This is a genomic window from Antrihabitans stalagmiti (assembly GCF_016482825.1).
Classification (GTDB): Bacteria; Actinomycetota; Actinomycetes; order Mycobacteriales; family Mycobacteriaceae; genus Antrihabitans; species Antrihabitans stalagmiti.
The window spans coordinates 19,466-41,786 of the sequence record NZ_JAEMNV010000010.1 but is presented as its reverse complement, the minus strand read 5'-3'; the positions used below and the strand labels follow the sequence as shown (position 1 = coordinate 41,786).

Here is a 22,321-nt window from a genome sequence, read left to right as displayed (position 1 = left end):
CACGATTCCGGCACGGACCACAGCGAAGGATTTCCCGCCGATGACAACGACCAACACATCAACCGCCACCCTGCTGACCGACATCGTCAGTCGCTGGGCAACGACCATGCCTTATGCGACAGCACTGAAGTACGAAGATCGCGAATACACGTTCAGCCAACTCGGCGATCGTGCCCGTGCGGCGGCCGCGGCCCTGCAAGGTGCCGGTCTGTCGCGAGGGGACCGGGTTGCGTTCCTCGACAAGAATCATCCAGCGTGCCTCGAGATAATGCTCGGCGCCGCGTCGATCGGCGTTGCGACCGTCGTTTTGAATTGGCGGCTTGCGGCGGATGAACTGACCTACATGATCGACGACACCGCGGCAGCGGTCCTGGTCGTCGGTGCGGAGTTTCTGCCCTTGATCGATAGCATTCGCAACGACCTCCCGACCATACGGCGGACAATCGTGGTCGGCGGCGACCGCGACACCTACGAGCAAACCCTCGCCTCGGCACGCTGGCAAGCCCCCACAGATCAGGCTCAGTCCGAGGACGACTGCTTGATCATGTACAGCTCCGGCACCACCGGACGTCCGAAGGGAGTGACCCTCAGTCAACGGGCGCTCATCGCACATACGCTCGCAGCGTCCACTGTGATCACATTTGCCGACGGCGATTCGAACCTTGTCGCGATGCCGCTTTTCCATGTCGGGGGAGTGAGCTATGCCCTGCTGGGAATCCACGCCGGCGTGCAAACTGTGCTGTTGCGCGAACCAGACCCGCACTCGCTGCTCGGCGCGCTCGCAGGCGGCGCGACACACGCGTTCTTTGTTCCGCCGGTGATTACCGCGCTGCTCGGTGCAGGCGGCACGGCAACCGCCGCGATGGCTTCGATGAAAATCCTCGCCTACGGCGCTGCCCCGATGCCGCTGCCTATCCTGCAACGAGCTCTCGCGGCCTGGCCGACAATCGAGTTCATCCAGGTGTACGGGCAGACCGAAGTATCCGGCCTTGCCGCCGCACTATCTGCCGATGACCACCGCAACAGCGATCATCCGGAATGGCTGACCTCGGCCGGTATTCCTATCCCCGGGGTGGAGTTACGCGTCGTGGATCCCGAGTCGACAGTCGACGTGCCCCTCGGCGCGCAGGGCGAGATCTGGTTCCGCACAGCGCAAACCATGACCGGTTATCTCAATCGAGCCGACGCCACCGCCGAAACACTCACAGCGGAGGGGTGGCTGCGGACTGGCGATATCGGACGAATCGACGAGACCCGTCATCTATACGTCGAAGACCGGATCAAGGACATGATCATCACCGGTGGTGAGAATGTGTACGGCCCTGAAGTCGAACGCGTTCTGCTGGAGCATCCTGCCGTGCTCGATGCTGCCGTTATCGGCGTACCCGACGAGAAGTGGGGCGAGTCGGTCAAAGCGATTCTGGTCCTCGAGAATGCTGCCGATCGCACGCGCGACGAACTCGTGGCCCACATCCTCGCGCACGCTCATGGGCGTCTCGCGTCCTACAAGGTGCCTAAAAGCGTCGAACACATCGACGTCATCCCACGTAACGCCAGTGGAAAGATCCTGAAGAAAGACCTGCGCGCGTTCTACATCTAGGGCATGGCGAGTTGCACAAGTCTCGACAAGAAACTCTGTAAAAATGCAGATGGCCCCCCTCGCGTCGAACTGATGTACTGGCCGTCGGTCGGCTGACCGCAAGCGCACGGCGAGAAGAGGGCACATGTCGGGGGTTCGGAAACGGTTCGGGTTGGTTTCCAAATGGGCACTGTTGCCCATGGCAGTGGCAGTAGCTGTCGTGTTGTCGGGAGTCGGCGTCGCAGCCGCCGAGCCGTACCCACCTTTCCCGCCGGATCAGAATCAACTGCCGCAGCTGCCTACAGAGCCCGATCTCTACGATCTGCTGCCCATCCCGACGCCGTCCGAAGACCCCTGGTACGACACGCCTTCGGATATCGGGTCCTACGTTCCGGGGCAGATCATTCGCACGCGCAATGTGCAGACCCGCGTCCTCGGCATACCTTTCCCGGTCGACACGAAGCAGTTGCTCTACCGCAGCAACGACGTACGCGACAACCCCATTGCCACGGCGACGTCGGTGATCACTCCCGGCATTCCGTGGCAGGGGAGTCCGCGCCCGGTGGTGTCGTTCCAGGAAGCGATCGATGCGACGAATTCGGCGTGCAACCCGTCGTACACGTTGCAGACCGGCACGATGAAGGAAGCAGCGTTGGTCGTCGGGTGGCTGGCGCAGGGCTTCGCGATCAACATCCCCGACTTCGACGGTCAGTTCAACACGTTCAATACTCAGGACGAGGGCAAGATGGTGCTCGACAGCCTTCGCGCCATGAAAAACGATCCGACGCTTGGTCTGACGAACTCCGGAATCGCGCTCTACGGCTACTCGGGCGGTGGTTCGGGCTCGATTCGTGCGGCAGAGCAACGTGCAACCTATGCGCCGGACGTCAACTTGCTCGGCACCGCGTTCGGCGGAACTCCCGCCGATCTGCGAGCGCAAGCGCGGTATGCGGTGCTGCAGCAGCCAGGTTTGACCGGCATCAGCAACTTCACGATGTGGCTGGGTTTTGCGTCGTTGTCACGCGAGTTCCCCGACGTGTTCGATGCCGAGGAACTGCTGACTCCCGAAGGTCGGACGATCCTGCGGGACATGGAAAGTCGCTGCGTCTACACGATTGCCCTTTCCGGCATGTACCGACCGATATCCGACTACTTCCAGCCGGGTAAGACCCTCGAAACCGCACCTGGCGTCGTCGATGTTCTCGAAGCGCAGAGTCTCGGCAAGCACATTCCCGACACCCCGCTGTTCTGGTTCCACGGCATGTGGGACGAGTTGATTCCGCCGGCCGTGGTGTTGCCGACGGTCAACGACTACTGGAACCGCGGCGCCGACCTACGCTTCGTCACCATCCCGCTACCCGAACATGTCGTGAATGCGGTCGCGGGCTGGCCACCGGCGGTGGCATGGATCAGTGCGGTGCTGCGTGGACTCCCGCCCGGCCCGCGGATCAAGGCCGACTTCCAACTACCGGCGAGCTGGAACCTGCCTGGCAGTTAGACCGACCGTCGCAGTGTCGCGGCGAGGTGATGCTGCAGCGGCAGTCCGACGGCGCCGAGCCGCAACGTATAGGTCAACTCGTCTCCCGCGATGTGAAACGAACGACCAAGGGCAGTAACCGATTTGGCTGACGACGTGAGGCCGATCGTGGTTGCCGACAGTTCGATGTCGACAACGTCGTCGGCCACCGCGATCGTGCCTTCCGCAATCTCTGTGACGCCGGTTGGATGGGCGAGGACAAGTTCGATTCGACCGGGCTCGGGGACCCGGACGTAGCCCGTCTCAGCGTGTAGCGGCCGGCCGTCGTCGAGAGCCCGGGTCTTCTGGCTGTAGATCAGAAACGGCTTGCCGATGTGAGCGAAGGTGATCTCTTCGCGATAGCCGAACGAGTCGATCGTCGGATACTCGCCAGCGCCCTCACCGGCCCAGGTGCCGAGCAGGACTGCGACGGGAGCTAGGGACGGGTGTAGTTCGGGCATCGGATCAGGGTACGGGCTCGAACCGGGGTAGCTCAGTTCACCGGACCGTCGCCGGTCAGCTCCTCCGGCTTCAGCTGCGCAGGCTCGGCGCCGGTCTTCTTGTTGAGGTACCAGGTGATCGCCCACAGCACGACGCCGATGGCGAGCAGGATGCCTGCGACCTTGTATTCCTCGTTGGGGCGGTCGGTGAACGGCGTGGTCAAGAACCCGCAGCTCACGGCGCCGAGAATGGGGAGAAACGTCGGAGTCTTGAAGTGGCTGTGCTCGACAGGGTCTTTCCGCAGGACGAGTACGGCGATGTTGACCACCGTGAAAACGCCCAAAAGCAGCAGCGCGGTCGTACCGCCGAGCGCGGGCACCTCGCCGACGAACGTGATCAGGCCGAACGCGAGCAGCGTCGTGAAAACGATGGCGACGTAAGGGGTTCGGCGCGTCGGATGGACCTTGCCAAGTGCCTTCGGGATGACGCCCTGACGTGCCATACCGTACAGCAGGCGGCTTGCCATCAGCATGTTGATCAGGGCGGAGTTGGCGACCGCGAACATCGAGATGTAGGCGAAGATGTCGGTCGGGAAGCTGGGAGCGCCTGCCTCGACGACCTTGATCAGCGGTGTGTCGCCTTCGCCGAGTTGATCCGGCGGGACGAGTGCGACGGCGGTGATCGACACCAGGATGTAGATGATGCCGGTTGTGATCAGGCCGATCAGCAGAACTTTCGGGAAGATCTTCGACGGGTGCTTGCACTCTTCGGCCATGTTGACCGAATCCTCGAAGCCGACCATCGCAAAGAATGCCAGTGTCGTCGCAGCGATGACGCCGCCGAGTGCGGTGCGGTCGCCGGTGTCGAATTCCGTGACGCGGCCGAAGTCGCCGTCGCCGACACCGAGTGCCCACATGCCGATGAAGACGATGATCAGCAGACCGGACAACTCGACGCAGGTGAGCAGCACGTTGAGCTTGACGCTCTCGCCGACACCGCGGAAGTTGATGGCGGCAACCGCACTCATGAACAGCAGTCCGATGACGGTGATCCAGACGCCGGTCTTGAGATCCAGTTCGAATGCGCTGGAGAAGTTGGCAGCGAACGCGCGCGACGCCGTCGATGCCGAGGTGATGCCGGAACTCATGACCGCGAACGCCACCATGAAGGTGATGAACTGAATCCCGAACGCCTTGTGGGTGTAGAGCGCTGCACCGGCCGCCTGGGGGTACTTGGTGACCAGTTCCAGATAGCTGAAGGCCGTGATCAGCGCGACGGTGAAGGCAACTAGAAACGGCAACCACACCACGCCGCCGACTTCGTTGGCGACTTTGCCTGTCAACGAATAGATGCCGGTGCCGAGTATGTCGCCGACGATGAAGAGCAGGAGCAACCCGGGCCCCATCACTCTCTTCAGAGTCGGTTCTTCGGTTTTGGTGTGCTCGCTACCCGTATCCGTCATCGCGCGCCTCCGAGGAAGACTCTGTGGTCCGACCAATCGCCCGGCCATGTGATCTAGATCATATGCACGCTGTGCCAGGTTCGCGCGGTAGAAAATCCGTGCAACTCGCAACAAGAACGACGGATGTCCGGTGCGGAGCAAAGCACGGCAATCCGATGACAACTCGGGCTATTCGGAGCAAAGTTATCTTCCAACCGTGCGACGGTGACGGCATACCCGAGGGTGACCGAAAGAGCACCCTCGGGGTCGGAACCCTTACCGCGGGGTTGGTGTCGAAACAGGCCGGAGACGACGAGATTCGTTGACAACAGTGTCGACTGTCTCCGATCACCGCAACCATCGGCGGAGACCGGCGTGAAGTGTGAATGAGAGAAGAGATGCAGCAGCGATCGAGCCCGAGTCCCTCCGAGGCCGTTCCGGGTGTGCCGCCGGGCGCGTTTCCGTTGTCCGCAGCGCAACGTGGTATCTGGTTCGCGCAGCACCTCGCAGGCTCGGCGCCTATCTCGATCGCCCAGTACGTCGAGATCCGCGGTCACCTCGACGTCGACGCGCTCGGGCGTGCGTGTGTCGCGACGGGCCGAGAATTCGGGTCGGGCTTCCTGCGCCTGATCGAAGTAGACGGCATCCCGTTTCAGCTCATCGACGACTCCCTCGACGCCGCACCGGTTTTCGTCGATCTTCGCGACGAGCAGGACGCCGAGCAGGTCGCGCTCGCGTGGATGCGCACCGAGTTCAACGCCCCACTGCACATCCTGCGTGACCGGCTGGTGAACTCGACCGTCCTGCAGATCGCCGACGACCACTACCTCTGGTACACCCGCATCCACCACATTGCCCTGGACGGTTTCGCGGCGATGACGCTCGTGCAGCGCACCGCGGCTCTGTATTCGGCATTCGTCGCCGATGTCGAACCGCCGCAATCGAAAGCGGAGGATCTTGCTGCGATCGTCTCGTCGGATCTGCAGTATCGCGGGTCGGATCGCTTCACCAACGACCGCGAATACTGGGCGCAGCATCTGTCGGGCGCGCCGCAGGCGGTGAGCCTTGCCGGGCGTACCGCACCACCAAACGCGCACCCGCGGCTGTTCAGCGCACCGTTGCCCGAACGTACCGGGAGACTGCTCGATTCGGTCGCGACCGGTGGCGGCGCGAGTGTTGCGCCGGTCATCGTTGCGGCCTTCGGTGCCTTCCTCGCGCGGATGACCGGAACCGACGACGTGATGTTGAGCCTGCCGGTCTCGGCGCGGACGACGGCCGTCCTGCGGCGGTCGGGCGGCATGGTCGCAAACGTGGTGCCACTGCGCCTGACGATCGGCGCGCAATCGACTGTCGGCGAACTGATCCGAACCGCGCAGTTGGAACTGACCGGTGCCCTGCGACGCCAGCGCTACCGGCAGGAGGACATCTTCCGCGACCTCGGCTACGCGCCGGACGAAGCAGCGTCGTTCGGTCCGTCGGTGAACATCATGATGTTCGACTCGACCATCACCCTCGGCGATCAGGTCGGCCTGCTGCATGTGCTGACCTCGGGTCTGATGGAAGACCTCTTCGTCAATGTGTATCCGGCGGCGGGTGATTCGAGTACGCACATCGACTTCCAGGCGAATCCGAGCCTGTACACCGACGACGACCTGCGCCGCCACCACGGCCGCTTCCTCTCCTACCTGGAGCGGTTCCTCGCGGGTGGTCCCGACTGCCTGCTGTCGACTCTGGAACTTCTCGACGACGCCGAACGCGCCGCGCTTGCACCCGTGCGCGGCCCGGACCCGATAGCGGCTCGAACGCTGCCGGAGATATTCGCCGCTGGTGCGCAGACGAATCCGGATGCGGTCGCTTTGGTGCTCGGCGACCGCTCGCTCACCTACCGGGAGGTGGACGAGCGGTCTACCCAACTTGCTCGCGTGCTGATCGCGGGCGGCGCGGGGCCGGAACGTACTGTCGCGATAGCACTTCCACGCTCTATCGAATCCGTTGTATCGGTGTGGGCCGTTGCGAAGACCGGCGCCGCCTTCGTACCCGTCGATCCGACCTATCCGGCCGACCGCATCGCGCACATGGTGAACGATTCCGGCGTGCGCATCGGGGTCACCGACCAGGCCGCACGTAGCGCAGTCCCGGACGAGGTCGACTGGATCGTTCTGGACGATCCCGATGTCCAACAGCGCTGCGAGGCAGCAGGTGCCGAGCCGATCACCGACGCGGATCGCTCGGCTCCGATTCAGCTGCTCAACCCCGCCTACGTCATCTATACATCGGGTTCCACGGGACTACCCAAAGGTGTGTTCGTCGGTCATTCCGGTATCTCGAACCTGATCGACGACAGAAGCGCGGACCTGCGGGTGACCGCCGCTTCTCGGATCTCCTATGCGTATTCCCCGAGTTTCGATGCCTCCGTCGAGCAGTTGCTCGTCACGTTCGGCGTCGGCGCGACGCTGGTGATCATTCCACCCGGCATCATCGGCGGCGACGAACTGACAGCCGTACTCGATGCGGCCCGCGTGACGCACCTCGACGTCGCCCCGGCCATGTTGTCCTCGTTGGACCCGACGGCGCTGCCGAGCCTGGCAGCGGTTGTGGTCGGCGGCGACGTGTGTCCGCCGGAGTTGGTGGCGCGCTGGGCAACCAGGGTCCGGATGACCAACGGGTACGGTCCGACGGAGACGACGATCACCGCGACATCGGCTGTGCTGCTGCCGGATCGGCCGGTGACCATCGGCGGACCCCTGCGCGGTGCGACCGCAGTCGTTCTCGATCGATGGCTGCAACCCGTTCCGGTCGGCGCCTCGGGCGAGCTGTATCTTGCGGGCACCGGGGTGGCACGTGGATACGCAAACCTGTTCGGTACCACTGCCTCTCGCTTCGTTGCCGACCCCTACGGTGAGCCTGGGGCGAGAATGTATCGGACCGGCGACGTCGTTCGGTGGGTGCAGGCAGGGGAGAAGCTCGAGCTCGAATACCTCGGGCGGTCCGATTTCCAGGTCAAGATCCGCGGCTTCCGAATCGAACTCGGCGAAATCGATGCGGCGTTGACCAATCACGACTCCGTCGACTTCGCCGTCACCGTCGGTGCGTCGACGCCGGCCGGCGCGACGGTCCTCGTGTCCTACGTCAAGGCGGCTCAGGACGCGAAAATCGATGCTGCGGTGTTGAAGTCGTTCGTCGAAGAAATTCTGCCGTCGTACATGGTGCCGTCGGTGATCATGGTGCTCGATGCTGTTCCGTTGAGTGCGTCGGGCAAGGTGGATCGAAAAGCACTGCCGGAACCGGTGTTCGAATCCGCTGCGGGCCTCGGTCGCGCGCCGTCGACCCCGCGGGAACACACACTCGCCACGCTGTTCGCCGAGGTGCTCGGTCTGGAGTCGGTCGGCGTCGACGAGAGCTTCTTCGCACTCGGTGGCGACAGCATCGTCTCGATTCAGCTCGTCTCCCGCGCCAAGACGGCCGGCCTCGGTTTCACGGCGCGAGACGTGTTCGAGCGCAAGACCATTGCGGGCTTGGCTGCTGTTGCGACGGATCTCGGTGCTTCGGCGGGACTGTTGCGCGAACTGCCCGGCAGGGGAGTCGGGCGTATTCAGCTCACCCCCGTCGCGAATGCGCTGTTGGAACAGGACGCCTCGTTCGACGGAAATGCACAGGCCGTTCTTGTGCAACTGCCAGCAGGCATCGACGGTGCCGAACTGACCGCGTCGCTGCAGGCGGTGCTCGATCGGCACGACGTCCTTCGCGCTGTACTGCGGGTGGTTGTGCCGGACCTCGACGGTGGCGATCTCGAAAGTGCCACCGAGACAATGGAATCGGGTTGGGTGCTCGATGTCTCGCCGGCGGGGTCGGTTGTTGCCGACGACATTGTGCACCGAGTCGATGTCGCGGCCGACGAAGATCTCCGGGGCGCAGCGGATCGCGAACTTGCCATCGCTACGGCCCAACTCGATCCGACCGCCGGGCTTGTCGTTCGGGCCGTGTGGCTTGCGCCCGTCGACGACCGAAACGGTCTGCTGTGGCTCGTCGCACACCGTCTGGTCGTCGACGGCGAGTCGTGGCGCATCATCGTTCCCGACCTCGCCGCGGCGTGGCGGGCAGTGCACGCGGGCGAAGTGCCCGAACTCGCGCCGGTCGCTACCTCCCTGCGCGCGTGGTCCCATGCGGTTGGCGCCGCCGACGCTGTCGCACAGCGTTTCTCCGAGGTACCGACCTGGCAAGCCATCCTGGACACACCCGATCCGCTGCTCGGTTCACGTGCCTTGGATCCTGCGGTCGACCTCACCGAAACCGCTGGGCGAGTTCGGTTGCGGGTACCGGCTCGGCTTACGCAGGAGTTGCTGCACACCCTGCCCGAGCGGTTCCACAGCGACGCCGAACACGGTCTGCTCGTCGCGCTCGCGATGGCTGTGAGTCGGTGGCGACGTGAGCGCGGCGTCGTCTGCGACTCGATGCTCGTTTCCGTGGCAGGCAGCGGCCGTACCGCACTTGCCGAAGCCGACTTGCGGCGTACCGTAGGCGCTTTCGCGACGCCGCATCCACTTGCGATGGACGTTGCGGGTATCGATCTCGCCGACGCCTATGCGGGCGGACGTGGTGCCGGTCTTGTGCTCAAGACCGTCAAAGAGCAGTTGCGCGTCGTCGGCAACGATGGGGTCGGCTACGGTCTACTGCGGTATTCCGACGATGCTCGAGTCACCGCGATCGCGGACCGCGCGGAGCCACAGATCCGGTTCAGCTATCTCGCGCGCACGGGTATCGGCTCGACCGGCGAGTGGCGACCCGCCGCATTCGAGCGGACCCGTGATCGGACGCTGCCGCTGGAAGCCGTGTTGGACGTCGATGTCATCGTCGAGGACGGACCCGATGGCGCGGAGCTTGCCGTGTCCTGGACTTTCCCGAGCGGTGTATTCGACTCGATCGACATCGAAGAGCTATCACAACAATGGCTTTCGGCGCTCGAAGGGCTGGCTGCGCATGCGAGAACCCGCCATGCTGGCGGCCACACGCCGTCGGACTTCGAGTTGGTGTCGACCACCCAAGCCGAGATCGAACTGTGGGAGCGTGCCTATCCGTCGCTGACGGACGTCTGGCCGCTCTCGCCGCTGCAGTCCGGCATGTTGTTCCACGCCGTCTTCGCTGCGGAATCGACCGACGAGTACACCGATCAGTCCGTGTTGACCCTCGCCGGAACCGTCGACGACGAGCGTCTTCGCGAGGCAGCGCAGGCCCTCCTCGACCGCCACGAGAACTTGAGAGTCGCGTTCCTGGAAACCAATTCGGGTCCGCGGCAGATCGTGCTCGGCGACGTCGCCGTACTGTGGCGCTCGGTCGACCTCAGCGCCCTCGACGAGGCGGCGTCGACTGCCGAGGTCGACAGGTTGCTCGCTGCGGACCGACTCACCAAGTTCGATACGGCGAGCCCGCCACTGCTGCGGTTCCTGCTGATCCGCATCGCGGAGGACCGCTACAAGTTGGTGATGACCGGCCACCACATCCTGCTCGACGGTTGGTCGACACCGTTGCTGGTCCGCGAACTACTCGGCCTGTACGCGGCCTTCGACGGTCGCGGTCAGTTGGCACCGCCGCGGTCGTACAAGGCGTACCTGGCGTGGCTTGCCCAGCAGGACCGGGCGGCCTCGGTCGCGGCGTGGAAACAGGCACTCGCCGGAATAGATTCGGCCACCCGAGTCATGTCCACCGATCACCTCGTTGCCGAATCCGAAGCGGGCTCCACGAGTCTGACACTCGGACCCGACGCGACCGCAGCGCTGACCGCGACTGCGCGCGAGCACGGCTTCACCTTGAACACGGCCGTGCAGGCGGCATGGGCGATGGTGCTCGGCACGCTGACCGGCCGCACCGATGTCGTGTTCGGCGGCACTGTGTCGGGTCGCCCGCCGCAACTACCCGGCGTCGAGGAAATGCTCGGCTTGTTCATCAACACCCTGCCGGTGCGGGTCGAGCTTGATCCGGCGGAGTCGTTGGTGGCGTTGGTGACTCGGATCCAGGCGGAGCAGAGCGCGTTGCTCGATCATCAGCACGTCGGGCTGTCCGATATCCATTCGGCGGTCGGTCTGCACGAGTTGTTCGACACGCTGACCGTGTTCGAGTCCTACCCCGTCGACAGAAAGGCGCTCGCCGCATCTCTCGACATCGCGGGTATGCGGGTGCTCGATGCCGACGGCTCCGACGCGACGCCATATCCGTTGAGTCTTATGGTCATTCCGATCAAAAATGCGGCGGGCGCACAGTCGTTGCAGGTCACGTTGAAGTACTTGACCGACGCTATCGGTGATGCCGGCGCGAAAGAGCTTGTCGCGCGGTGCGTCCGCTATCTCCACGTGATGGCGTCGGCGCCTACGACCAGGGTCGCCGCTGTCGAGCCCTGCGACGAGAACACCCGATCGACGATGGTTGCGATCACGGGTCCCGATGCCCTCGAGGTTCGTTCGCTACCCGAGATCCTCACCAGCGCCGCAGCACTCGACCCGGACGCGGTCGCAATCCGCTTCGACGGTGAGTCGGTGACCTATCGCGACCTCGACGAGCGGTCGAATCGTCTTGCACGTGTGCTCATCAGGTCGGGTGCGCGTCCGGAAACGTTCGTCGCGGTCGCACTGACCCGGTCGATCGAATCGGTCTCGACGGTCTGGGCCGTCACGAAGACGGGTGCGGCGTTCGTGCCGATCGATCCGAAGCACCCCGAGGACCGAATTGTCCACATGCTCACCGACTCCGGTGCCATCGTCGGTGTGACGACGGCCGAGATTCGGGCCGGACTGCCCGGCGAGCTCGACTGGCTCGAACTCGACGATCCGTGGACGTCGCGGATCGTTGCCAACGCGGACAGCGGGCCGATCGAGCGTGCCGAGTTGCTCGCCGAGCCGATGATCGACAACACCGCCTACCTGATCTACACCTCCGGTTCGACGGGTGTCCCCAAAGGGGTGGCCGTCACCCATCGTGGCCTTGCGAATCTTGTTCGCGCACAACACGACGAGATGGCGGTGACAGCCGACTCGCGGTTCCTGCACTTCGCGTCGCCGAGTTTCGACGCGTCGGTGTCGGAGGCCCTGTTCGCGTTCGGGTCCGGCGCACGTCTTGTGGTCGTTCCGCCGACCGTGCTCGGTGGCGACGATCTGGCCGAGTTGATTGCCGCCGAAGAGGTGTCGCACATGGTGATCACACCTGCGGCGCTTGCGACGCTCAGTCCCGCCGAACTCGAGTGTGTTCGGGTGCTCGCCGTCGCAGGCGAGGCGGTAGGTCAGGAGGTGATCGAGCGGTGGAGCCCCGGTCGTACGATGCTCAACCACTACGGCCCGACCGAATTCACCATCTGGGCAACCGGTTCGGATGCGCTGGCCCCGGACAAGACGATCACCATCGGCGGTCCGATTCGTGGCGCCACCGCGCTGGTGCTCGATACCTGGTTACGGCCGGTGCCTGCGGGTGTCGTCGGTGAGTTGTATCTGTCCGGTCCCAGCCTCGCTCGCGGCTATCACCGGCGCTCGGAGCTGACCGGATCTCGTTTCGTCGCAAACCCGTTCGGCACCCCGGGCGCGCGGATGTATCGAACCGGCGACCTCGTCCGGTGGACCGCGGGTGCCGGGGGATCGACCGGCGACGCATCCGGTCACGCCCTCGAGTATCTCGGTCGCTCGGATTTCCAGGTGAAGGTCCGCGGCTTCCGAATCGAACTCGGCGAGATCGACGCCGCTCTGACAGCGGACCCTCGAATCGAGTTCGCGACGACGATCGGTGTCGAAGGGCCCACCGGGGCAACCGTTCTCGTGTCGTATGTGCTCGCGGGGACCGAGGCGAACGTCTCGGCAGAAGAATTGCAGGACGTGGTCGGTAAGTCGCTGCCGTCCTACATGGTGCCGACGGCTATCGAGTTTCTCGCGTCCATTCCGCTGACACCGGTCGGCAAGCTCGATCGAAAAGCGCTGCCCCGACCGACGTTCGGGCGTGGTAGCGGTCCGTCCCGCGCGCCGGACAACGAGATCGAAGAGCAGCTGTGCGAGCTGTTCGCACAGACCCTCGGCATCGACTCCGTTGGTGTCGACGATTCGTTCTTCGCGCTCGGCGGCGACAGCATCATGTCGATTCAGCTTGTTTCGCGTGCGAAGTCTGCGGGTGTGCACTTCACACCGCGCGACGTGTTCGAACGGAAAACCGTTGCCGGACTCGCCGAAATCGCAGGTGCACGCGGCGACGCGGACCACAGGATGGAGGTGGTCGAGGAACTGCCGGGTGGCGGTGTCGGTGCCGTGCCGCTGACGCCGATCGTGAAGTGGCTCGTCGAGCCCGGCGCCGAGTTCGGGCGATTCAGCCAAGCGATCATGTTGTCGTTGCCGGTCGGCAGCAAGCGACCGGACATCGCGGCGACGCTGCAAGCAGTGCTCGACCACCACGATGCGTTGCGCGCGAAGCTGGTTCGCGAATATGGCGAGTGGTCGCTCGAAGTGCTTGCACCGGGATCGATCACCGCGGACGGCATCATCCACCGCGTCAAGATCACCGACAGAACCGATTTCGACGCCGTCGCCGCGCGCGAACTGTCGGCTGCGGCCGACCAGCTCGAACCCGACCAGGGGCGGGTCGTCCAAGCGGTCTGGTTCGATCCAGCGGGTGATGCCTCCGTGGCACCGCGGCTCTGGTTGGTGATTCACCACCTTGCGGTCGACGGTGTGTCGTGGCGGACCATCGTTCCTGATCTTGTCGCTGCGGGTGCCCAGGTAGCGGCAGGTGCCAAGCCTGTTCTGCCGCCGGTGGGTACCTCCTTCCGGCGTTGGGCGCACGGGTTGGTCGACGCTGCGAACTCGGAATCGCTAGTGGCGGAACTGGAGCTGTGGCGGTCGGTGCTCGGTGGGTCGGATCCGCTGCTGGGAACCAGGGCGCTGGATCGAAAGATCGACACCGCCGACACCGTCGAGGAGGTCCGCGTCACCGTTCCGGTGGACGTCACCGACGCGATGTTGACTACCGTCTCCGAGAAGTTCCGTGGTGGAGTCAACGACGGCTTGCTCGCGGCACTCGCACTCGCGGTGAGCAAGTGGCGGCTGCAGTCGTCGGAAACGTCGGGTGCCGGTTCGGTGGTTGTGAATCTGGAGGGCCACGGCCGCCAGGAAGAGATTGTGGGAGCTGATCTTTCGCGTACGGTCGGCTGGTTCACCAGTGTGTTCCCGGTGCGTCTCGACGTAACCGGGCTCGATCTCGACGACGCTTTCGCCGGTGGTCCCGCGGCGGGTTCGGCGGTGAAGCGGGTCAAGGAACAACTGCTTGCGGTCCCCGATCACGGCATCGGGTTCGGGCTGCTGCGGTACGTCAACCGCGCAACCCGGCCGGTTCTTGCCGAACTGCCCTCGCCGCAAATCGGTTTCAACTATCTCGGGCGAACGGGTGGTGCGGTACCGGAGGGACCGTGGTTGCCGGTATCAGGAGGCAAAGCGCTCGGTGGTGCACACGACGACGACATGCCGGCGACAGCCGTGCTCGCCATCGACGCCGTCACCGAGGAGGGACCCGACGGACCGCAGTTGAGCGCATCGTTCGGATATCCGACCGGAGTCATCGCCGCTGCCGACGTCGAGGAATTGGCGTCGCTGTGGGTTGCCGCCCTTACTGCACTCGCTACGCACAGTGCCGCGTCGAATGCGGGTGGTTTCACGCCGTCCGATCTGCAGTTGATCGAGACGACACAGGACGAGATCGAAAGCTGGGAGCAGCGTTTCCCGGACTTCCAGGATGTGTGGTCCCTCGCGCCGTTGCAGGCCGGTCTGCTGTTCCATGCGATGCTCGCCCAGGAAACGGTGGACGTCTACACGGTCCAGATGACCCTCGACCTGGAAGGTGTCGTCGATGCGGGTCGGTTGCGGCGGGCCGGTCAGGCCCTGATCGATCGACACCCGAACCTTCGGACGTCGTTCCTGGATCGTGGTGGTCGACCCGTGCAGGTCGTCACAGCACACGCCGAGTTGCCGATGCAGGAAAACGATTGCACCGCAGCTCAACCCGATGTGGTCGACGATCTTGCGGTTGTGGATCGCACCGAGCGGTTCGACATGGCTGCGCCGCCGTTGCTGCGGTTCAGGTTGATCAAGACGGCGGAAGATCGCTACCGGTTGGTGATCACCTGCCATCACATCCTGGTCGACGGCTGGTCGATGCCGATTCTGATCCAGGAGTTGTTCGTCCTGTATGCGGCGAACGCGGATGTCTCGGTGCTCGCACCGGCCCGTTCCTACCGTGAGTTCCTGTCCTGGCTCGCGACGCAGGACCGGGCAGCGGCACGTGAGGCGTGGGCGGATGCGCTTGCAGGAGTGGCGGAACCGACTCTTCTCGCGCCAGCACTCGATCCACACGAGGCGCACACGCCCGACACGGTTGCGATCAACGTGGAGTTGTCCGCGGCGGCGTCGCAGGCTCTTGTCGGCCTGACCCGGGAGCGTGGCATCACCCTCAATACGGTCGTGCAGGCCGCGTGGGGGATGTTGCTGGCCAACCTGACCGGACGAACCGACGTCACTTTCGGCACGACGGTGTCCGGTCGGCCGCCACAGATCTTCGGTGTCCAGTCGATGATCGGACTGTTCATCAACACCCTCCCGATCAGGGTGCGGCTCGACCCGGCGGAGACGTTGGTGCAGCTGCTGGAGCGGATACAGGAGAGTCAGACCGCACTGCTCGATCATCAGTACGTCGGGCTCGCGGAGATTCAGCAGCTGGTCGGTGTCGGTGCACTTTTCGATACGGTGACGGTGTTCGAGTCGTACCCGATCGATCAGGACGAGCTGCTGCAGACCATGGACATCGCGGGTATGCGCGTTGCCGATGTGGCAGCGCACGACGATACGCACTACCCCCTGACACTGCTCGCGATGCCGGGCGAGACGTTGCACCTGGAATTGAAATCGCTTGCCGCGGTGTTCGATCGGGATGCGGTGGATGTCGTCGCGCAACGCCTGGTGCGGATACTCGAGGCGTTCACGGCGACGCCTGACCTGCCGTGCGCGCAATTGCAGATGCTGTCGCCGTCCGACTATCGACGAATTGTGGCGGCGCCGTCGGACGATGTGGAGTCGCCGACCACGTTGGCTGACGTCTTCGCCGCTGCTGTTGCCGTCGATCCGGCCGCCATCGCCCTGACAGCAGACGGTGTGCACGTCTCCTACGCCGACCTCGACGAGCGATCCAATCGGCTTGCCAGGACGCTGATCTCGGCAGGCGCCGGACCCGACACCGTCGTCGCGCTCGCACTGACCAGGTCGGTCGAGTCGATCGTCGCCATGTGGGCGGTCGCCAAGTCCGGTGCCGCGTTCGTTCCGGTCGATCCGAAGCATCCGCCCGAGCGAATCTCGCACATGCTGACCGATTCCCTTGCGGTGCTGGGCGTTACGGTCTCCACACATCGTGACCGGATGCCGGGTGACACCACCTGGCTCGTGCTCGACGACACGGATGTTGCGGCATCGATCTCGGCTGCCTCGGCTGCCGCGATCACGGATGCGGACCGACTCGAGGTACTTCGCATCGAGAACCCGGCATGGCTGATCTACACCTCGGGGTCGACCGGCGTTCCCAAGGGTGTCTCGGTGACCCAGGCCGGGATCGCGAACCTGCTTCGCGCGCAACGTGACTCACTCGAACTGTCGGCCGACTCGACGGTGCTGCATTTCGCGTCGCCGAGTTTCGATGCCTCGGCGTTCGAGGCGTTGATGGCGTTCGGGTCGGGCGCGCGCCTGGTCGCCGTGTCGCCGACAGTCCTCGGCGGTCGCGAACTGGCCGACCTGATCAGGTCCGAACAGGTCTCGCACATGGTGATCACCCCTGCTGCCCTCGCGACGATGGAACCGCTCGGGCTCGACTGTCTTCGGGTCCTCGCGGTCGCGGGTGAGGCGGTCGGCAGTGAACTCGTTGCCCGCTGGGCACCTGGCCGAAAGATGGTGAACCTCTACGGCCCAACGGAGTTCACGATCTGGGCGACCGGCTCGGATCGGCTGGAGCCCGGCGCGCCGATCACGATCGGCAGTGCGGTGCTCGGCGCGAGCCTGCTCGTACTCGATTCGTGGCTGCGTCCGGTACCGGTCGGTGTTGTCGGCGAGCTGTATCTTGCCGGTGCCGCGTTGGCGCGCGGATATCACAATCGACCCGATCTGACGTGTGGGCGTTTCGTCGCCAATCCGTTCGGCGGCAGCGCCGAACGGATGTACCGCACCGGTGATCTGGTGCGCTGGAGTGGTTCCGACGTCGCCGAGCTCGAATACCTCGGCCGCGACGACTACCAGGTCAAGATTCGTGGGTTCCGCATCGAACTCGGCGAGATCGACGCTGCGCTGACCGCTGCCGACGAGGTCGAGTTCGCGACGACAATCGGGACCGAAGGACCGACCGGTGCAACCGTGTTGGCGTCGTACGTATTGCCCGTAGCAGGTGCCGACATCGACGTCGACAGGTTGCGAGAGTCGGTCGCCGCAGTCCTACCCGGTTACATGGTGCCCGCTGCGATCGTTGTGCTCGAGTCGATCCCACTGACACCGGTCGGCAAGCTCGACACCAAAGCGCTTCCGGCGCCCGACTTCTCGAACCGGACCCGGATCATCCGCGCGCCGCGGACGCCGCTCGAAGAGGCGGTCGCCGCAGGTTTCGCAGAAGTACTCGGGCTCGACGAGGTCGGTATCGACGAATCGTTCTTCGACCTGGGCGGTACCTCGCTGATCGCTACTCGGGTCGTCGACGTACTCGGTTCGGCTCTCGGACTTGCGGTTCCCGTCATGTGGATCTTCAACGACCCGACGGTCGAAGCGCTTGCGCGCCGCATCGGTCGGCACGAACACGAACCGGCAGAGCCAGCGGGATCGCCGCTCGCAGTCCTGCTGCCGATCCGTGAGACCGGGACCGCCGCGCCGCTGTTCTGCATCCATCCTGCGTCCGGGCTCGGCTGGAGCTACGCCGGACTTGCCGCGCATCTCGATCCGCAACGACCGATCTACGCCTTGCAGTCACCGGAACTGGAAGGGACCGAACCCATTCCGCAGTCGATCGACGAGTTCGCTGATCGCTACGTCACGGCAATTCGTACCGTGCAACCTGTCGGTCCGTACAACATCCTCGGCTGGTCGCTCGGCGGCTTCATCGCGCATGCGGTGGCCACGCGGTTGCGTGCGGCAGGGGAGACCGTGGCGATACTCGCCCTGCTCGACGCAGACCTCGGCGTTCGGCACTTCGAGGCGCCGCCGCAGTTGAGCGTCGGTGAGTTCTTCGCCGAGTTCGGCAAGGTTTTCGGTTTCGATTCCGTCCCAACCGACCTGACGGCCGAGCATGCGGCAGAACTCGTTCGAACAGGCGTCGGTGGCGCGACGTTCGTCGACGCAGGCCATCTGGAACGAATGACAGCGTCCTACAACAGGTCCGCTCGGATAGTCGCTGCGTTCGAACCGAACGTTTTCGACGGCAATCTCGTTTTCTTCACTGCGGCTGCCGAAGCGGGCGATGACACACGGGCATTTTCGAGTTGGGCACCGTATGTCGGCGGGGCGACCGAAAACCATCCGATCGACGCGTTGCACGACGACATGACCGCACCGGAGGTGCTGCCTCAGTTGGCCGCGGTGCTCGAACGACATCTCAGCAGTTCCGGTGCGACGATCCTCGAAGCATCATGACCATCGCGCGACACACCAAGAACGAGTTGGAGAAGCCAATGCCGCAATCGGAATCCGCAGTAATCGTCGAGGGGATCGAGAAGTCCTTCGGCGGTGTGAAAGCGCTGCGCGGGATCAGCTTCGAGGTCGCACGTGGCGAAGTGCTCGGTGTGCTCGGGCCCAACGGCGCAGGCAAGACGACGACGGTGAACATCCTGTCCACCCTCGTCCGACCCGACAGCGGGCGGGCTGTCGTCGCCGGGCACGACGTCGTCACCGATCCCGCCGGGGTGCGCCGCTCGATCATGCTGACCGGTCAGCACGCCTCGCTCGACGACATGCTCACCGGCTACGAGAATCTGGTGATGTTCGGTCGTCTGCTCGGGCTGACGAAATCCGCGGCGCGGGCCCGGGCCAAGCAGCTGCTCGAAGAGTTCGACCTGGTCCGAGCCGAAGACCGGCGCGTCGGAACGTACTCCGGTGGTATGCGGCGCCGTATCGACATTGCCTGCGGCCTTGTCGTCCGTCCCGAAGTGGTTTTTCTCGACGAGCCGACCACCGGTCTCGATCCGCGAAGTCGGCAGGCGGTGTGGGATCTGGTGTCCAGCTTCAAGAGCAAAGGCATCACGACGTTGCTCACCACGCAGTACCTCGAAGAGGCGGATGCGCTGAGTGACCGCATTATCGTGATCGACCACGGCACCGTCATCGCCGAGGGCACCGCAGACGAGCTCAAGGCCCGGACCGGCGGAAGTTACTGCGAGATAGTGCCGCTCGATTTGAAGTCCATCCCGGCTGTCGTCGCAGCCCTCGGCCCGATGCTTCCCGACGACTACCGCCTGGCCCTGACACCGGAGTCGGATCGCATTGCGGTGCCCGCCCCTGACGGTGCGCGCACGCTTGCGGAAGCGTTGCGTCGATTGGATCAGGCGGACATCGATCTGGTCGACATCGCGCTGCGGCGGCCTTCGCTCGACGACGTGTTCCTTACCCTGACCGGGCACGCTGCGGAGACGGTCGAGGTCACCGACGACACCGAAGCGGCTGATGCGGTCTCGGTGGTGAAGTCGTGACGACAACTCTGGAGCAACGTAAGCAGCCGTCGGTGCTGCGGCAGTGGTGGGTGCTCACGCTGCGGCAGGTCGCACCGTCGTTGCGCAACGGTGAAATCGCGACTGCGATCCTGACGCCCGTCGTTTTCACCGTCGGTTTCTACATACCGCTCAACCTCGTGATGAGCACGTTCGGACACGGGTTGTCCAGCTACGCGCAGTTCCTCATGCCGATGATCGTGTTGCAGGCCTTGGCGTTTGCTGCGATCACGGCGGCGCTGCGAGCGGCGACCGATACCGTCGACGGCATCAACCGACGGTTCGGCTCGATGCCGATCGGTGTCGGAGTTCCACTCGCCGCGCGGATGTCGGCCAACATGTTCCGGTGTGTCATTTCGCTGTCCGCCGCGGTCGTCTGCGGGTACGTGATCGGATTCCGGTTCGCGCTCAGTGCGATTCACACGATCGGGTTCCTGCTGTTCGCACTGCTGGTCGGTGCGGCACTGTCCCTCGGTGCCGACGTGCTCGGGTCGCTGTCGAAAAGTCCAGAAGCGACGACACAGTCGTTGACGCTGCCGCAGCTCATCCTCGGCATGCTGTCGGCAGGGTTCGCTCCCGCAAGTCAGTTCCCGGGCTGGATTCAGGGATTCGTTCGCAATCAGCCGGTGTCACAGTTCGCGTACGCGCTGCGAGCGTTGGCTGGTGACTTGACAGGCGGTGCGGGCGTAGTGAATTGGTCGACAATGGGACCGCCTCTGGCGTGGGTCATCGGTCTGATCGTCGTGTTCGCGCCATTGTCGATCATCATCACGTCGAGGAGGCCATGATGGCTGCATCACGATCCGCCGCCGATCCAGCGGCCAAGGCTCTCGCCGACGACAGCTTCCCTGTGCAGGTCCGTCGGCGGTCGGAAAGCTCACTCGCGGTACTGGTTCCGCACAGTCTTATACAGACGCGGCGGCTGCTGGTCCGGTCGATGCGAGATCCGCTGACGTTGATGCAGGCCGTCGTGTTTCCAGCGCTGTTGCTGGTGATGCTCAATACGGTGCTCGGACGGCAGATTTCGGCGTATGCGGATTACAACGCGCTCTACGGCTCCGTTCCGATGACGACTCTGGTCGGCGTGATGTCCGGGTCGATGGCCGGTGCGATCTCGCTGGGCCGGGAGCGGGAAGCGGGTTTGCTCGCGCGATTCTGGGTGCTACCGGTCCATCGCGCATCAGGCCTGATCGCGCGGATCGCGACCGAAGGTGTGCGAATTCTGGCGACCACGGTCGTGCTGCTGGTCGCCGGTTACGCACTCGGATTCCGGTTCGATCAGGGTCTACTCGCCTCGCTGGCATTCCTGTTGGTTCCGATGCTTTTCGGGTTGGCGTTCTCGACGATGGTCACCGCAGTTGCGGTTTTCACGGCGAAAGCCACACTGGTCGAGGCGATCTCGTTGATCAGTTCGTTGATGATGTTCTTTTCCACCGGCTTCGTGCCGCTCTTCGCGTTCCCCGGCTGGATTCAACCCGTCGTCGAGCATCAGCCGTTGACGCTGGCGATCGAAGCGATGAAGGGACTGTCGCTGGGAGGTCCGGTCCAGGGTCCGTTGATCGGCACGCTGCTCTGGTCCGGTGGGGCGATAGCGCTGTTCGCGATCCCCGCCGCTCTCGGCTACAACAAGGCATCCAGGCGATAGGCGGCTCCGCCGCTCGTGCGTCTTTTCGGTGGGCCGGCCCTCCGAAAGGACTCACGAGGCCGTCAGGCCAACAGGCCCGATCTGCGTGCTTTTACAACGGCTTCGTGTCGGGAATGGGCATCCAGTTTGCGCATCGCGCTGCGTAGGTAGCTCTTGACGGATTCCGGGCCGACCGAAAGGCGCTGCGCTACCTCGTGGTTCGTGCACCCGAGGGCAATGTGGGACAGCACGTCGAGCTCTCGTGGCGACAACGCGACCGGCGTCTCGTCCTGCCCCGATTCGCCGGACAGTGTGCGTGCGAGCCGATCGGTCAGTGCGCGCAACTGCCGTTGCAGCTCCGGATCGCCTGCGGCGCGAGTGAGGCCTCGCAGGTCCGCGTGGATGTCTCGCAGTTCCTCCGTGAGCACCGCATCGACCTGTCCGGTCTGCAGCGTCGACCACATACGGGTCCGGCGGTCGACCTCGTCGCGGATTGCGATCTCGTTCGCCAAGCGTCGACTGGACTGCACCAGGCAATCCACGGTTCGCCCGCCGATCGGACCGACGCCGCGATCCGCCGCGTACAGCACCGCACGGGCCACACCGCCGACGACGACGGGCACACCGAGCACAGAGGTGATCCCTTCGCCACCCACCGGACCGTCGTAGTCGTGAGTGATGGACGAGGCACGCTTGTAGTCCGCGACCGACACGGGACGCTTCTGATCGACGACCCGGCCACCGAGTCCCGACCGCGGCGGAATGACGAGACCACGCAGACCGCTCGTCCACGTCCCGACGAATTCGGACAGCACAAGCGCCTGGCCGTGCACCTCGCCGCCGAAGAAAACCGGCGTGGTCGACGCCCCGGCAGCACGACGCAATTCGGCACGCAACGCGTCGCTGTCGCGTGGACGAAGGAGAGCCGGTACTTGCGTCACTGGGTGGGTCACCCCTTTCGGGGGTAGCGATGACTTCGGTGT

General features: G+C 64.4%; 9 protein-coding genes. 6 read left to right on the top strand and 3 right to left on the bottom strand.

Annotated elements, in window-relative coordinates:
* Nucleotides 1-40 precede the first annotated feature (40 nt).
* Together JGU71_RS24820 and JGU71_RS24815 are read left to right on the top strand one after the other, a co-directional pair.
* A complete protein-coding gene (locus tag JGU71_RS24820) occupies nucleotides 41-1,600 on the top strand; it encodes a long-chain-fatty-acid--CoA ligase (RefSeq protein ID WP_199707440.1) in 1,560 nt (519 codons plus the stop codon).
* 178 nt (nucleotides 1,601-1,778) lie between these two features.
* Complete coding sequence (locus JGU71_RS24815) at nucleotides 1,779-3,077, top strand: lipase family protein (protein ID WP_199707438.1); 1,299 nt, start codon at nucleotides 1,779-1,781, stop codon at nucleotides 3,075-3,077.
* Here the strand turns inward: JGU71_RS24815 and JGU71_RS24810 are convergent.
* Together JGU71_RS24810 and JGU71_RS24805 are read right to left on the bottom strand one after the other, a co-directional pair.
* The gene (locus tag JGU71_RS24810) at nucleotides 3,074-3,556 is read right to left on the bottom strand and encodes a peroxynitrite isomerase (protein ID WP_199707436.1); all 483 of its coding nucleotides are present in this window, start codon (nucleotides 3,554-3,556) and stop codon (nucleotides 3,074-3,076) included. The two genes, JGU71_RS24815 and JGU71_RS24810, sit on opposite strands and share 4 nt — an antisense overlap.
* Before the next feature lie 32 nt (nucleotides 3,557-3,588).
* The gene (locus tag JGU71_RS24805) at nucleotides 3,589-4,998 is read right to left on the bottom strand and encodes an APC family permease (protein ID WP_199707434.1); all 1,410 of its coding nucleotides are present in this window, start codon (nucleotides 4,996-4,998) and stop codon (nucleotides 3,589-3,591) included.
* 377 nt (nucleotides 4,999-5,375) lie between these two features.
* Between JGU71_RS24805 and JGU71_RS24800 the strand changes: the two genes are divergently transcribed.
* The 4 genes from JGU71_RS24800 to JGU71_RS24785 are packed head-to-tail and all read left to right on the top strand — an operon-like array spanning nucleotide 5,376 to nucleotide 21,359.
* On the top strand, nucleotides 5,376-18,644 hold the full coding sequence (locus JGU71_RS24800) for a non-ribosomal peptide synthetase (RefSeq protein ID WP_199707432.1): 13,269 nt from the start codon (nucleotides 5,376-5,378) through the stop codon (nucleotides 18,642-18,644).
* Nucleotides 18,645-18,682: 38 nt separating this feature from the next.
* Nucleotides 18,683-19,696, top strand: a complete 1,014-nt coding sequence (locus JGU71_RS24795) for an ATP-binding cassette domain-containing protein (RefSeq protein ID WP_199707659.1) — start codon at nucleotides 18,683-18,685, stop codon at nucleotides 19,694-19,696.
* The gene (locus JGU71_RS24790) at nucleotides 19,693-20,502 is read left to right on the top strand and encodes an ABC transporter permease (RefSeq protein ID WP_199707430.1); all 810 of its coding nucleotides are present in this window, start codon (nucleotides 19,693-19,695) and stop codon (nucleotides 20,500-20,502) included. Before JGU71_RS24795 ends, JGU71_RS24790 begins: the two co-directional genes overlap by 4 nt.
* The gene (locus tag JGU71_RS24785; RefSeq protein ID WP_199707428.1) at nucleotides 20,502-21,359 is read left to right on the top strand and encodes an ABC transporter permease; all 858 of its coding nucleotides are present in this window, start codon (nucleotides 20,502-20,504) and stop codon (nucleotides 21,357-21,359) included. The genes JGU71_RS24790 and JGU71_RS24785 overlap by 1 nt, the downstream gene beginning before the upstream one ends.
* 62 nt (nucleotides 21,360-21,421) lie before the next feature.
* Here the strand turns inward: JGU71_RS24785 and JGU71_RS24780 are convergent, their stop codons facing one another.
* Nucleotides 21,422-22,291 carry a response regulator transcription factor gene (locus tag JGU71_RS24780; protein WP_199707426.1) on the bottom strand — a complete coding sequence of 290 codons (870 nt, stop codon included), beginning with the start codon at nucleotides 22,289-22,291 and terminating at the stop codon, nucleotides 21,422-21,424.
* Nucleotides 22,292-22,321 lie beyond the last annotated feature (30 nt).